The organism is Kitasatospora sp. NPDC088783 (genome assembly GCF_044750705.1).
GTDB lineage: Bacteria > Actinomycetota > Actinomycetes > Streptomycetales > Streptomycetaceae > Kitasatospora > Kitasatospora fiedleri.
In genome coordinates this window covers 13,572-27,527 of sequence record NZ_JBIVKJ010000009.1, presented here as the reverse complement: position 1 = coordinate 27,527, position 13,956 = coordinate 13,572, and the positions used below count along the sequence as shown (strand labels likewise).

Here is a 13,956-nt window from a genome sequence, read left to right as displayed (position 1 = left end):
GGCCCGGATGCCGCTCCAGCGCCCCGGCGGAACACCCGTCGCGCCCCACCGAAGTGCTGCGCAGCCGGCCGCGAAGTTGGCGCAGGGAGCGCTGCGGCTGCGCGTCATCCTCCGCCGGGGCCTAACACCGACTCGCAGCGAGGGCCGCATGCGCCTGCAGCGCCACCAGATCCGCCAGCCGCTGCTGCTCGAGCGCCAGGTCGCGTCGGGCCTCATCGGCCCAGGTCGTCAGCAGGCGTTCTATCTGAGCCGATTGGCCCCCGACGCCGGCGGCCCTCGGGTCGTCAAGCTCACGCGACAGCATTCCGGCGGCTCGAAGCGAGAGTTGGACGCGGGTATAGACCACATCGGCCATCTCCTCCCCTGCGACGGGCCGGCCCGTTCCGGCGCGCTCGACCAGCGACCGGGCCAGCGTGGAGGCCACCGCGAAGGTGTCCTCCAGCGCCCGCCCGAAGGCTGTCCGCGTCGGGCTGCCGGCGAGCCGGTGCAGAGCGGCGAGTTCGCCCATCCGGGTGTCCAGCCGTTCGGCCTCCGCTCGCAGCAGCGCGGGGCGCCCGCCGGGGATGGTCGCACCCACCCGCCACCGGGGGACCTCCGGCATCACGGTCAGCGTGCCGTGCCGCTGGGCGTAGTGGCCCAGGTGCGAACCGTGGCCAGGGCGCTCGCCGTCGCGGCCGCGGATCACCAGCCGGTCGGCCGGCGGCATCACGAACGCGGCCGGGCCGCACCGTTCCCAGTCCTGGGTGTCGGTCGGCACCGCCCCGCCGCTCAGCCCGTACAGGCCCGCGGCCGCTGAGAGCTCCACGGCCAGGTCCGGCTCGTCGCGGCTCAGGACGAAGAAGGCCGCCCCGAAGTCGGAGTTGTGCAGCGACACCGTGACTGCGGGCCTCAGCTCGTCGACCACGGCCGCCAGCGCATCGGTCTCAGGAAGGGAGAACCGGAACACCTCATCCCCGAAGGCGATCGGGAAAGTCCATTCCGGCTGCTCGGCGAGCGCGGGCCGGAAGAAAAAGCGGTGCTGCAACGCCAGGTCGGGCTCCTCGCCCGTCCAGGCGGAATTCAGTGCTGCCCCGTCCGGGTCGATACACGGAAGAAAGTGCCAGGAAACGCCGCTTCGCAACTCTGGCCGCTCCACCACCAGGTCCGTCAGGAACGCGATGGTGGCGTACCCGACCGGCTCATTCGGATGGGGGCCGCCGACCACGAGGACAGCCCGGCCGCTTTGGCCGATCGACAGCAGGTCCAGCGCTCTGCCCCGCCGGGATGTCCCGATCCGGCGCAGACGGCACAGCTCCGGCGCCTGCGCGGCCAGGCGCTTGATGTGCCGGCTGAGAGCTTCGACCGAGGGGACCCGACGGCCGGGCGGATGAGCCGCCAAGCCCCGCCGAACGAGTCGTCCCAGGGCACGGAGGTCGATTTTAGACACGCCTAAATATTCCTTTCGCAGACGGTAAAGCCATCCCCGGTCAGTTTTTCCGGGATTGGCCGGACCGCACTTTAGCGTGCAATCAATCGGCCGGTAAGGGGTTTTGGAAACTGGCCGGGAATCACTTGCCAATTCCCCAGGTCGGCTGATTCGATAGGGCCCAGCAATTCACCGACGAAAGGAGTCCGCCATGGACGCCGCCCAGAACACCGCCGTCACCGCCGTCGACCCGGAGGAGGAGGCCGAGGCCGGCATCCGCCTGCTGCACGAGGACGAGACCCCGGCCCTGACCAACGTCTCCGGCTGACCAGTACCACACACCACGACGGGCCCGACAGCGCAGACTGCCGGGCCCGTCCCGCGTCCGGATCCCACCACCGAGAGGCACCCCGTGGAGCTACCCCGCATCCGCCGCGAGCACGCCCCCTACCGGACCCCCACCGGAGCGGTTCGCATCGGCGGCGGCATCCCCGGCCTGGCCGCCGAGATCCCCGACCACACCGGATGGCGCTGGACCCTGCTCACCCAGCTGGACGGCACCCGCACCACCGCCCAGATCTGCGCCGCGGTACGCGCCGCCCACCCGGACCGCACCGACGAGCAGATCCTGCGCCTGCTCGCCGACCTGGCCGCCAACGGCCGCCTCGACGACGCCGCCGCCACACCGCCCGCCGAGTTCACGGCCGCCGAACTCGTCCGCTACGGCCGGGCGGTGGAACTCTGGTCCTGGACGGACCCGACCGACCGCCCCGCCTGGGACGTGCAGCTGGCCCTGCGCCGGGCCGCTGTGACGGTCCTCGGCACCGGCGGGGCCGGCAGCCACGCGGCCCTCCTGCTCGCCGCCGCCGGAGTCGGCCGCCTGCACCTGGTCGACCACGACACCGTCGAGGAGTCCAACCTCGGCCGCCAAATCCTGTTCACCGCCGACGACATCGGACACCCCAAGGCGCAGCGGGCCGCCGCCCGGCTGCGCGCCCAAAACCCCCACGTGGCCATCACCGCCCAGGCCGAACAGGTCACCTCCCAGACGCGCATTGCCGAGCTCATGGCCGACACCGACATCCTGGTCCTCTGCGCCGACGAGCCCGCCGGACTCCGCCAGGCCGCCAACCGGGCGAGCATCGCCACCGGCCGCCCGTGGGTGGACGGCGGCTACACCGGCCCCGTCATCAGCACCGCCCTCTACCGGCCCGGCCACCACGGCGGACCCTGCTGGCAGTGCCTGCGCACCGGCGAAGCCGGCGCCCACGACCTCGGCGTCACCGACCCCGCCGACGCCATCAAGGCCCTCCCGAAGGCGATCGGACATCCCGTCAGCGCCGTCACCGCGGCCCTGTCCGGCACCTATGCCGCACACGCCGCCATCAGCCACCTCACCGGCACCACCCCCCTCACCCCGGGCACCGTCCACATCCACAACCTGCTCACGCCGGGCCGGACCCGCACCATCACCCACCCCCGCGACCCGGCCTGCCCCGCGTGCGCAGCTCCCATCCCCGCCACCGCCTCCGGAGGAGACCAGTGACCGCGCAGCCCACCACCAGCTGGCGACCCGCCCCCACCGAAGCACCGTTCGCCTGGCTCCACCACGTCCTGGAGACGGTCAACGCCGACCGCAGCAGCCCGCACCACCTGCCCGCCGCCGTCACCCAGCCCGAGCACCTGCTCGCCTGGCGCGACCTCGACGCCATCCTCACCCACCACCACCTCGAGCCGCCCCAGCTCCAACTCGCCCGCGACCGCGCCCTCCTGCCCCAGGCCGACTACACCGCCCCCCTCACCCTGCGGCCGGGCACCACCCGCCACCAGATCCGACCGGACAAGCTCACCGAACTCCTCGACGCTGGCGCCTCCCTGGTCCTGGACGCCATCGACCACCTCCACCCACCGCTGCGCGACCTCGCAACCGTCCTCGAAGCCGAACTGCGCACCGACGTGCTCATCACCGCCTACACCTCCCGCACCGAGGTCCAGGCCTTCAACAGCCACTTCGACGACCACGCCGTCCTCGTCCTCCAGGTAGCTGGCACAAAGCACTGGACCCTCACCCGGCCCACCGTCGCCTGGCCCACCCACGCCGTCCACGCCCCGGCCCCCGCCGGGCCACCGGACAGCACGCTCACCCTCCACCCCGGCGACGTCCTCTACCTCCCCCGCGGCTGGTGGCACGAGGTCGCCGCCACCAACGGCCCCTCCCTCCACCTCACCTGCGCCCTCACTCCCCACACCACCACCGACCTGCTCACCTGGCTCGCCACCGACCCCGAACACGACGTCCTGCGCGCCGACCTGCCGCACAGCGCTGCCACCGCCGATACCGACCTCGCCGCCCTGGCGGAGCGGATCGCCGCCGCACTGGACAACCCCGCAGTCCTCGACCGGTACTACACCGCCCGCGACCGCTGCGCCCCGGTCCGAGCGGCCACCGCGATACCCGCCCCGGCCCCTACCCAGGTTCCCGCACCGACGGGCACCGAACAGGTCCGGCTCCTGCTGCCTCGCGCCCGTCTGTCCGTGACCGGGCAGGGGCTCGTGCTCGACGGCGCCAACCGCACCTGGGGGATTTCGGCCAGCTGGCAGTCGGTGGTCACCGCGCTGCTCGCGAATCCGGTGGCAACCCTCGGCGACCTCGCCACCGAGGCCGGCGTCTCGGTCCCCGCGGCCTCCGAGATCATCCGAAGCCTCGCCGGCAGCGGGATCGTTGCCACCATCGCCTGAGCACCCCTGGACGCCGCACGCAGCCCGACTCCCAGCACCGGATGCATCGGACAGCCGCCAGAGTGGCGCCGAGTGTGCGGTGCCACTCTAGTGGCCGGGACGGCTGTTCCCTGCGGCTACCGCCGCAGTCGAGGCAAGCGGTGCGCAGTGGCCAACCCCTCTGCGACTGGAGTGACCTGAGCCAGAGAGACGGAATGCGGGCCGGATCCGGTGGACCGACCTCCCAACAACCTCCTGACCGCGAACGAACACCACCTAGGACGACCTGGACCGGGAGGTAAGGCCAGCCGGACGGCTGCGGGCGCGGCAAAACGGCCAGGAGAGCTTCTCGTGCGAGAGGCGCGACGCCCCCAGCACAGCGTTGGTGACCTTGTATCAACCCCTTCAGAGGGTAACGCTGGCCCAGTTCCCGATCTAGGCGATCAGCGGTCGGAGGTGCCCGGGGGAGTGGTGGCTTCGCGGGTGATGGTGGTGCCGGTCCAGCGGATGGTGGCCCCGGGAATCAGCGTGAGGCCGCCGTTATGGTCGTCGGGGTCCGTCCTGCGAGGGCGCAGGCGGAAGTGTCCGGGCCGGGCCTGCGCGGGATCGGGTTCCACGCACCAGCCGTACGGCTTGAGCCAGGCGTCGACTCCCGCGGTGGCTTCCGGGTCGACCGGCAGTTGGAGGGTGCCCTCGGGGGGGAGGGGGCTGGGCGGTCACGGTGCGAGCCTGTCGGGGTCGCGGCCGCCCTCGGCCGGCCGGTGGTCGGCAGGGGTCGGGTTGTCGGTGAGCTCGTAGACGTGGCGGTCCGGACGCGGGGGCAGGTCCAGGCGTGCGTCGGGGCGGCGGATCCACCGGCGTTCCCGGGTGAAGGTCTCGCCCTCGATCGCGCCGTCCTTGTAGACGGGGCCGACCTTGCGGCCGGAGCCGTCGCGGATGCCGATCCGCACGCCGGGCTTCCAGTAGGCGCGGCGGGTGCCGGAGTGGCTCAGCGGCGTGCCGGTGCCGCCGGAGGGCCGGGACGTGGCGGGCTCGGCCGGCGGTGGCGTGTAGTCGAGGACGCGCATGCGGTGCAGGGCGCCGGCCCTGACGGCAGGGTCCTTGGCCAGGCGCTTGAGCTGGTTAGCGGAATCCGGCTTGCCAGAGGTGCCGCGGGCAGGCGGCTCGGGCGCGTTCAGCCAGGCGGCGAAGCCCAGTTGGGCGGCGTAGGAGTAGAGGAGCCGGCCGGCGGGGTGGCTGCCGTAGGCGGCGGGCTGCAGGTACCAGCGGCGGGTGCCGCGGTCGTCGACGTCGGTGACCAGGACCAGGCCCATGCTCGTGTCGACGGTGTGGTCGGGGTGAGCGGCGAGCACCGCGCCGAGCACGGCCTGTTCGCGGCCCAGCACCACCCCGTGGGCGGTCATGACCTCCAGCTCGTCGTCGTCGGCGCTGATCGCCCGAACCGGCACCGGCTCGTGGAGGACCAGGTTCCACGGCCCTGGCAGGCGCAGCGCCCGGAGGGTGCCGGGGTCGGGCTCGGCGGTGGTGGCGACGTCGAGGGCGAGGTTCGCGGGGACGAAGTGCGCGTGGTCGATGGCGAGGTAGGCCGCGGTGGTGGCCAGCGCCGCAACGCGGTGGGCCAGGCGGGCGGCGGGGCTGCGCTGGCGGTCGGGCTGGAAGGCAGCGGGAGGGACGAGGCCGGAGCGGAGCGCGCTGAGGTGAGTGGGCACGAGGCCGCGCAGGTCGGACGGGAGACGGTCGGGGCAGACGCGGGCGAAGCGGCGGTCCCACTCCCAGTCGCTCTCGCGGGTGCCGAGCATCAGGGTGGCCAGGCTGAGGCCGGGCCCGTCGCCGCTCTCCGGGATGTGGAGCTGCGCGCGGTGGTCGGCAGGCAGCTCAGCCCAGTTCAGCCCGTACCGGGTGGCCAGGAGGGCGGTTGCGCCGCTCTCTGCCATGACCCGCTCGGTCCAGCCACGCAGGCCGGCCTCCAGGTCGAAGCCGGAGTCGCCCGGGCCGTACCAGAACTGCTGCCAGGCCGGTCCGCTGGTGGCCAGCCCCACCGCTGTCAGGTCGGTGCCGTCAGTCCGTTGGCCGGGCAAGCTGCGGGGCCCGTCCGGAGTGCCGACAGTGGAGCGGAGCTGGCTGCGCATGGCGGCGGCGATGTCGGGGGCGACGGCGCGCAGCAGAGCCGGGTCGACATCGGGGTTGAAGAGCAGGATCAGCTCGCCGCGGTCCTCATGGTCCTTGAGGGTGGCGTGGTCGGCGACGAGGAGCGCCGTGTCGGCCGGGAAGCCGTCCTCGGCGGCGACCGTCACCCGTCGTCCGGTGTGGGTGGCGCCTGCTGCGGTAAGCGCGGCCGTGGCGACGTCCGCGCAGGGGCCGGGGGCGAGCGCGGAGACGAGAGCGGCGTCACTGTGTCGAGCGACGGAGATCAGCAGCTTGCCGTCGCGCACGCTCATGGCGAGGTGGACGTCCGGATCGTCCTCGACAAGGGGGTGGGAGGCGGCCTCGACCCTGGTCCACATCCCCGGCTCAAGGGCCCGTGCGCGCCCGTCGGGGGTGTAGCTGATGGTGTTCGGGTCGATCATCGCCGCGTTGATCAGCGCCTCGACCGACTGCGCCGGGGTCTGGCACCCCGGGCAGGTCACCGCTCTGAGAACACCTTTGGTGAAGTCCCCGTTCCACTCGGACTGATCGCTCGCCGCGGCGTGGCTGCGCCCGCAGCCTGAGCATCGGAGGAGGGCGGTGATCGGGGCAGGCATGGCGTCATCCTGCCCGATCCAGGACGCGGTTCGGGCCTCTTTGCCCGAGAAGGGTGAGAATGGACTCGCGGACTTGACGGCCGTGTCCGTCAGGGGATCTCTGCGGGTGGCCGGCTGCGCTGATCCGTCGGCTCGGGCTGGCCTGCGCCGGAGGGGTCTCCCCTGGGAGCGTTGGCTGTCCCGGCAGATCGGGGTTCGGTTACCGGTTGGTCGCCGGACGGTCCCGCTTGCGGGGGGTGTGGGTGTCGCAGGGATTGCCGTTACGGGTGGTGCAGCCGCTGCCGGGCCGGGCTTCGCAGCGGGGGCAGGGGCGCTGGAGGGCACGCAGGTTCTCCGCGGCGCGTCGCAGCCGCGCCTGCTCAGTCTGGGCTTCGGCCTGGGCGCGGTGGGCCGCGCGAGCGCGGTCCTCGACTTCCTGGTGCTCCGGGCAGAGTTGGTGCCAGGCGTCGACCGGGCGTCCGCAGATCCGGACGCCGCGCGTCGGCCGCCCGGGGTGTGGATCGCGGTAGCAGCGGGGGCTGTCCAGCCGGCGCAGTTGCAGCTCGAGTTCGGGCCGGCGGACCGCGGCGGCAAGTTCTGCCAGGCCTTCCAGCAGGCGCTTGCTCGCGGGGACATGCCACTCGTCCATGTGGTCGCCGTTGACGTAGCCCGGCATGCACTGCAACTCGGCTGCTGCGGCGAGGAGTTCATCCACGAGGGCGGCTGCTCGGTCGCGGCCGGACAGCTCGTGGGCCTCGGGGGCGTCCACCGGCCGGGTGGCCGGGACGGGTTGCAGGTGCCGGTTCGCGTTCGGGGACATGGTCCCTACCGTCCCACAGTGTCCGGATGCGCGGTGGGCGACGCCGTCTGCCGTGGCCGTGCGGACCCTCGATCGGGCGACCGGGGCCGGGAGCCGGCGGCGGGTCGAGCTGACAGGGGTAGCTGGCCGCAACCGCGCCTGTTCTCAACCTTCCTGGTGCATCGGTGCAGGCCGGAGAGGCGAAGGCTATTGCACGGCCAACTGCGGCTGAGAATGGCCAACTATCGCTGAGAATCTCGAACCTTTCTACGTATCTGAGATGGGTGTGCGACCGCGACCTTTATCCACAGGCGTGGGAGCTCAAGCTGATCTTGCTGCGGCGGTACGAACCCGCCCGCAGGAGCCGCCCGTCAACACCTGCCGGGCATGTCCCTCCCACGCTTCAGCAACGGTCCGAGCACCAGCGCCTGTGGGTGGATCAACAGGCGCCTGATGTGGCAGCAGGCACCCTCAGATGATCGGACGACTCGTGATGCCCTCCGCCGTGAACAGCGAAGGCCAACAGGATGGCGCCGCCGCCGCACGGCGGACCGCCCGCCAGATCGGCCTGATCAGAACGTGCGACTCGCTGGCCGGGTCCGTGGCCCAGACCGCGATCCCCGTCGCCATCTTCCGGATCACCGGATCCGCCCTCTGGGCCGGAAGCACATTCGCCCTCGAGTGGACCGCGCGCCTCGTGGCCATCAGCTGCGGCGGAGCCTTGATCGACCGCAGCAACCCGCGGACACTGCTCATCGCCAGCGCGTGCGCCCGAGTCCTGGTGGCGGCCGCAACCATCACCGCTTTCATGACGGGCGCCGGCCCACTGGCCATCGTCGCCGCAGGTGCAGCTGTCGGAGCGATCAACGAGGTCAGCTACCTGACGTTGGAGAAGGTCGGGGCCGCCGTCGCAGTGAGTGCCCGTGCCCAAGCGGCCCAGACCGCGATCGACCAGGGAACCGTCCTGCTGGGGCCTCTGCTTGCCGGCACCGCGCTCCTCGCCGGACCTGCTTGGGCGTTCACCATGGTGGCGGTCCTCTCGACCATGGCAGCCGGTGCCGCCTGGCCGCTGACCCACCGGCCCATGCACGCACGCAGCACTGGCACTCCGGCACGAGCTCTGCGGGCCGGAGTGCGGGCCGTCCTGAAGCAGCCGGTGCTGTGCTGGATGACGGCGGCCCTCGCGTCGATGAACCTCCTTGCCGCGCTTCTTCAGGCGGCAACACCCGTGCTCGTTGCCACCTGGACGACGTCCCCAGCAGCAGTCGGCATCGCCTGGAGCGCGGCTGCAGCCGCAGCGATAGCCGCAGCCGCAGCCGCTGGTCGGATTCTGGACCGGGTGGCGCCGCGCCGACTGATCGTGGCCGTCTGCGCCGGTGCAGCCCTTGCCACAGCCTGTGCAGCGGCTGCGCCCACCTACGCCCTCTTCACCGCGGCGCTCGCGCTTCTGGCCGCCGCCGAGGGCGTCGCCCTGGTCGTTCTCCGTACCACCCGGGTCCGCCTTCTACCGCCGTCCGTGTTCGGCGCCGCCGTCGCAGTGATGATCTTCGCCCTGCTCCTCCCGATGCCCCTCGGCGGCCTGCTGACCGCCGGCACCGACCCCAAGCATCTGCCCTACCTCCTGGTTGCAGCCGCAGCCGTCCATGCCGCGGTCACGGGCGCAGCCGCCATCGGCCTGGGCCGACTTCAGAGCCGCCCGCAGAGCCCGCCTGCTCCCGGAGCCGATCGGAGCCAGCGATGAACCACCAACCGCCCACGACCAAGACCAGGACTAACCACACGGGCCTGACCGGCGTGCTGTGCACACCGCACGTCCCCAGGATGATCCTCGCCGCTCTCATGGGGCGCCTTCCCACCAGCGTCGCACCACTCGCCATTCTCGTTCTCGCCACAACCTCAGGGGCTTCCTACACCCGGGCCGGATGCCTCGCCGCTGCTTACGGCATCGCATGCGCGCTGGGCCAGCCACTCCTGGGACGCTGGGCCGACCACCGCGGCATGCGCGCCCCGCTGCTCGGCTGCGCCGCCGTTGCGACCACCGCACTCACAGCTCTACCGTTCCTCGGCGTCGGTCTCGCGGCGACCGCAGCCGCGATCCTCGCCGGGTTCGCCACACCGCCTGTCGAAGGCGTGCTGCGCGCCCAGTGGCCCCGTACCGTCGACAAGGACCTGCTCCCCAGCGCCTACGCCCTGGACGCAGCCAGTCAGAGCGTGGTCTTCGTCGCGGGCCCGCTGCTGCTCGCGCTCACCGCCCAACACGCCCAGCCCGGACTCGTCCTCATCGCCACCGCAGTTGCATCAGCCGCAGCTGTCACCGCTCTCGCCACCACGCCCGCGGCCCTCCACCACCGAACCGCCAGGCGTACCGGAGGCTCACTCGGACCGCTGCGTTCCGTCCGTCTGCGGACCCTCTACGTAGGGCTCGCCCTCCTCGGCGGCGCACTCGGCGCCCAGGCTGTCGCGGCCACCGCCACCACGGCCCACGGTTCATCGGGGCAAGCGGGCTTCGTCCTTGCCTCCTTCAGCGCCGGCAGCCTCATCGGCGGCACGGCCACAGCAGCCGTCACCTGGCGCGTACCAGCGGCCGTACGACTTCGCCGCCTGCTCGCCTTCGGTGCTGCCGGGTGGCTGCCCGTCGCCACTGCGGCATACACGGCGCCTGCGGCGGTAGCGGCCGCAGCCTTCCTGCCCGGGTTGGCCCTCGCCCCCGCGCTGGCGGCCGCGTTCGCGGTCTGCGCCGACCACGCCCCCAGCGGAACGGCCGCCGAGGCAGCCGGCTGGCTGATCGCGGCCATCGGCCTCGGCTCCGCAGCGGGCGGCGCGCTCGCAGGACCCGTCGTCGACACCGCCGGTGCTCCGGCGGGCTTCGCTCTCGTCGCCCTGCTCACCGCGGCCGCCTCGCTCGCGGCCCCCAGCCCATCACCCCTGAGCCCCGGACCACTCCGTAAGGACACCGCCAGTGATCTCCCGCCGAAACGGCCCGGCACACATCCTGTGGGACTTCAACGGAACGATCGTTGACGATCAATCCGTGAGGCTCCTCGCCGTCAACGACTCGCTCACCGCGATCGGACAGCCGCACATCGACCTCCCACTCTACCGTGACGCCTTCTGCATCCCCGTGCCCGACTTCTACGCACGACTCATCGGCCGGCCTCTGAGCGGAGCCGAGTGGGAACTCGCCGACCACACCTACCAAGACGCCTACCGGCGATACCAGCACGAGCACACCACCCTCATGCCCGGTGCCCACGACGCCCTCGAAGGCTGGCGCTCGGCCGGAGGAACGCAGTCCCTGGTCTCCCTCCACCATCATCAGGAACTCGTCGACGAACTCCACCAGCACGGCATCGCCCACTACTTCACCAAGATCTCCGGCCGCCTCGGCCCCACCGGTGGCACCAAGAGCCGCGCGATGGTCACCCACATCCAGCACCTCGCCATCCCGAGACGCAACATCGTCGCCATCGGCGACACAGCGGACGACGCGCTCGCCGCCCAGATCGCGGGCATCCGCGTGGTCCTCTACACCGGAGGGGCCTCCTCAGCCCGCGAACTCGCTGATACCGGAGCCCCGTTGGTCGACAGCCTCACCTCTGCGCTCGGCGTCGCCGCCTACTGGCTCGCCCCGGAACCCGGCACCTGCTGAACCCCGCCGAGCACCCTCCGCCGCCCCGCCGACACCAAGGAGAACCCGTGACCAACCCCAGCGGCCGCCCCGACTGCGTCCTGCTCCTCGGAGCAGGCGACCGCCTCTACCGCGGCTACGCCCTCGAAGCGGCAGCCCGACGCCACCGGCTCGTCCTCCTCGACGCCGCCGCCCCCACCTGGCAACTGCCCTACCTCGCCGGCCACGCCACCGCCGACATCACCGACCTCGCCAGCACCCGCGCCGCCGTCCGGCTCGTCGCCGAACGGTACGTCGTACGCGGCGTCCTGACGTGGAACGAGTTCGCCGCCCTCACCGCCGCCCGCATCGCCGACGACCTCGACCTGCCCGGGCCGCCGCCCGCCGCAGTCGCAGCCTGCCGCGACAAGAGCCTGATGCGCACCGCACTCGACCGGGCGGCAGTGCCCTCCGCCCGCTGGCACCGCGTCGCCCCCCACCACCAGGCCGCCGCCACAGCCGCGGCAGCGGCCGAGATCGGCTACCCGCTCGTCGTCAAGCCCGTCTCCGGCGCCGGAAGCCGCGGCGTGGTGAAAGTCGACCGGCCCCAGGACCTGCCCGCAGCCCTGGCATTCGCCGCCCAGGCATCCCTCGGCACCGGCCTGCTTCTCGAAGAGCACCTCGCCGGGCCCGAGGTGAGCATCGAAGCGATCTGCGACCACGGACTCATCCACATCGTCGCCGTCACCCGTAAGAGCCTCGGCCCGGAACCCTGGTTCGAGGAGACCGGCCACCTCATCACCCCGGCGGCCACCAGCGCCGAACAAGCCGCCGCACGTGTCGCCGAGGACGCCCTGCGAGCCGTCGGACTCATCCACGGTGCCGCCCACATCGAAGTCCGCCTCACCGCGCACGGCCCGCGCATCATCGAGATCAACCCCCGACTCGGCGGCGACCTGATCCCCCACCTGGTCCACCTCGCGACCGGCATCGACATGGCCGCCGCCGCAGTCGATCTCGCGCTCGGCACGCCTCCCGTCCTCGAGCCCACCCGCCGCAAGTGCGCCGGCGTCGCCTTCCACTACCCCGCCACCGCAGGGACCCTCACCGAGGCCGGCTTCCTCTTCACCCCCACCGACATCGACGGAATCGAACGCGCCGTCCTCGAGCAGCGCCCGGGAAACCACGTCGCACCGCCCCCCGACGGCGGCATCGACGACCGGATCGCCCACTTCGTCGCCGCCGGGTCGAACCCCGCCCAGGTCCGCGAACGACTCGCGACCGCCGCCACCGCCCTCAACTACCGCGTCACCCCCGGAGTCCGCACCCGATGACCAGCCCCCTCACGGCCGACATCCACTGGCACACCCGCCTGCAGGACGCCCCCGCCGACTCGCGCACCCCCGGCCACCCCTCGCGCACCCGCCAGTGGGCGACGGCATGGCAGGCCGTCACCACCGAGAAGGTCCTCCACCACCGGCACGCCACGATCACCGCGGACGTCCACACCGAGACCGTCTCCTTCTACCTGGTGCCCCCGAACGGCAGCCCCTACTGGGCCAGCCAGGAAGCGGACGCCGGGATGGAGCCCATCTGGCCCGGACCCGTCCTCTACGCGGGCTCCCCGCACGCCCAGTACAACGGCGCGGGCACCACAGGGGCCGCCATGGCCGCCGCCACCGTCCATGCCGGCACCGCGCTGGCCAAGGAACTCGACGCGTGCGCGGTCGTCCATCCCGGCCTCAGGCCCCACCAGGCCACCGCGCTCACCAGAGCCGCGAACGGGCAACTGGTCCACACCCTCGACCTCGCCACCGACGTCGCCCACACCAGGCACCTCGGGCGCACCTTCGACGACTGGTGGGCCGGCATGCCCAACTCCACCCGGCGCGAGGCCCGCAGGATCTGGCGCCGGGGCACCGAGGAGGGCCTGATCCTCGAGGCCGCGACGGGACAGGCCATACACCCCCTCGCGACACAGTTCGCGGCCCTCGCCAACACCACCGCCGACCGCCACGGAACCCGCCTGTACGGCGCGGACCACTTCCACGTCCTCGCCGACGTTCCCGGAGCCGTCCTCCTCCAGGCCCGCCAGAACGACGAGCTCGTCGGTGGCCTCTACGGCTGGCTCTACCGGGGCACACTGTCCCTCTGGGCATCGGGAATCGATTACCGCCACCCCTGCGCCCGCAGGACCTACACCTGGCTTCTCAGCGAAGCCGCCCGATGGGCCATCACCAGCGGAGCCGACCGCATCGACGCCGGCCGAGCCAACTACCGTGCGAAGGCCGGCTTCGGATTCCACCCCGACGTACTGCGAACGGTCGCCCACCTGGCCGACGACATGCCTCAACTGCAAGCCCAACTGGTCGAACTCTCACATCGACTCGGTGAGCAGGCGAAGCCCTACCTCGGCACGCAGCGGTGGTGACGGTGACACGCCGCCTGAGCCAAGGGCGGAGCACGCGTTGAGCGACTGCCGGCGGGGACAGGGGTGAACCCGGCTCTCCACCGCTGACAACCGGACGGTTGCACGAACCGGAGACAGGTTCACAACACCCGCGTTCAGCAAGTACAACGGGGGCGCCCCCCCCCCACAGGGGGGGGGGGCCCCCCGGGGACACCCCCCCCCCGGTGCGGCACACGCCGCGCCCCCCGCGGCGGCGCGCGGGTCGGGGCGCGGGGTGCCCCGCCCGGGGGAGACCGC

Annotated in this window: 11 protein-coding genes; 7 read left to right on the top strand and 4 right to left on the bottom strand. The window is 72.4% G+C overall.

Annotation, left to right across the window (positions count from 1 at the left end; all coding sequences use genetic code 11):
* Positions 1 to 121: 121 nt before the first annotated feature.
* Positions 122 to 1,426, bottom strand: a complete 1,305-nt coding sequence (locus ACIP60_RS24255; RefSeq protein WP_400687663.1) for a M14 family zinc carboxypeptidase — start codon at positions 1,424 to 1,426, stop codon at positions 122 to 124.
* A 391-nt stretch (positions 1,427 to 1,817) separates the two neighbouring features.
* On the opposite strand from ACIP60_RS24255, the gene ACIP60_RS24250 reads away from it, so the two are divergent.
* Positions 1,818 to 2,951: a HesA/MoeB/ThiF family protein gene (locus tag ACIP60_RS24250; protein ID WP_400687661.1), complete on the top strand. Its 1,134-nt coding sequence runs from the start codon at positions 1,818 to 1,820 to the stop codon at positions 2,949 to 2,951.
* The gene (locus ACIP60_RS24245; protein WP_400687659.1) at positions 2,948 to 4,144 is read left to right on the top strand and encodes a JmjC domain-containing protein; all 1,197 of its coding nucleotides are present in this window, start codon (positions 2,948 to 2,950) and stop codon (positions 4,142 to 4,144) included. The genes ACIP60_RS24250 and ACIP60_RS24245 overlap by 4 nt, the downstream gene beginning before the upstream one ends.
* A 422-nt stretch (positions 4,145 to 4,566) precedes the next feature.
* Here ACIP60_RS24245 and ACIP60_RS24240 read toward each other — a convergent pair whose 3' ends face one another.
* From ACIP60_RS24240 to ACIP60_RS24230, 3 genes are all read right to left on the bottom strand, one after another.
* Entirely contained in the window at positions 4,567 to 4,740 is a 174-nt protein-coding gene (locus ACIP60_RS24240; protein ID WP_400687657.1) for a hypothetical protein, read from the bottom strand.
* A gap of 99 nt (positions 4,741 to 4,839) precedes the next feature.
* Entirely contained in the window at positions 4,840 to 6,750 is a 1,911-nt protein-coding gene (locus ACIP60_RS24235; protein WP_400687655.1) for a hypothetical protein, read from the bottom strand.
* A 313-nt stretch (positions 6,751 to 7,063) separates the two neighbouring features.
* Entirely contained in the window at positions 7,064 to 7,663 is a 600-nt protein-coding gene (locus ACIP60_RS24230) for a hypothetical protein (protein WP_400687653.1), read from the bottom strand.
* A gap of 454 nt (positions 7,664 to 8,117) precedes the next feature.
* Here ACIP60_RS24230 and ACIP60_RS24225 point away from each other — a divergent pair, with 454 nt between their 5' ends.
* Genes ACIP60_RS24225 through ACIP60_RS24205 form a run of 5 tightly spaced genes read left to right on the top strand, consistent with a single transcriptional unit; the run spans position 8,118 to position 13,680 of the window.
* Positions 8,118 to 9,383, top strand: coding sequence for an MFS transporter (locus ACIP60_RS24225; RefSeq protein WP_400687651.1), 1,266 nt, complete (start codon positions 8,118 to 8,120; stop codon positions 9,381 to 9,383).
* A complete protein-coding gene (locus tag ACIP60_RS24220) occupies positions 9,380 to 10,663 on the top strand; it encodes an MFS transporter (RefSeq protein ID WP_400687649.1) in 1,284 nt (427 codons plus the stop codon). The genes ACIP60_RS24225 and ACIP60_RS24220 overlap by 4 nt, the downstream gene beginning before the upstream one ends.
* Before the next feature lie 10 nt (positions 10,664 to 10,673).
* Complete coding sequence (locus tag ACIP60_RS24215; RefSeq protein ID WP_400687647.1) at positions 10,674 to 11,291, top strand: HAD family hydrolase; 618 nt, start codon at positions 10,674 to 10,676, stop codon at positions 11,289 to 11,291.
* Between the two features lie 47 nt (positions 11,292 to 11,338).
* The gene (locus tag ACIP60_RS24210; protein ID WP_400687645.1) at positions 11,339 to 12,583 is read left to right on the top strand and encodes an acetyl-CoA carboxylase biotin carboxylase subunit family protein; all 1,245 of its coding nucleotides are present in this window, start codon (positions 11,339 to 11,341) and stop codon (positions 12,581 to 12,583) included.
* Positions 12,580 to 13,680 carry a GNAT family N-acetyltransferase gene (locus ACIP60_RS24205; RefSeq protein ID WP_400687643.1) on the top strand — a complete coding sequence of 367 codons (1,101 nt, stop codon included), beginning with the start codon at positions 12,580 to 12,582 and terminating at the stop codon, positions 13,678 to 13,680. Before ACIP60_RS24210 ends, ACIP60_RS24205 begins: the two co-directional genes overlap by 4 nt.
* Positions 13,681 to 13,956 lie beyond the last annotated feature (276 nt).

Bases quoted from the DNA above. Each gene is read 5' to 3' on its own strand.
- ACIP60_RS24230 (WP_400687653.1), bottom strand. From the start codon at position 7,663: ATGTCCCCGAACGCGAACCGGCACCTGCAACCCGTCCCGGCCACCCGG.
- ACIP60_RS24225 (WP_400687651.1), top strand. From the start codon at position 8,118: ATGATCGGACGACTCGTGATGCCCTCCGCCGTGAACAGCGAAGGCCAA.
- ACIP60_RS24220 (WP_400687649.1), top strand. From the start codon at position 9,380: ATGAACCACCAACCGCCCACGACCAAGACCAGGACTAACCACACGGGC.
- ACIP60_RS24205 (WP_400687643.1), top strand. From the start codon at position 12,580: ATGACCAGCCCCCTCACGGCCGACATCCACTGGCACACCCGCCTGCAG.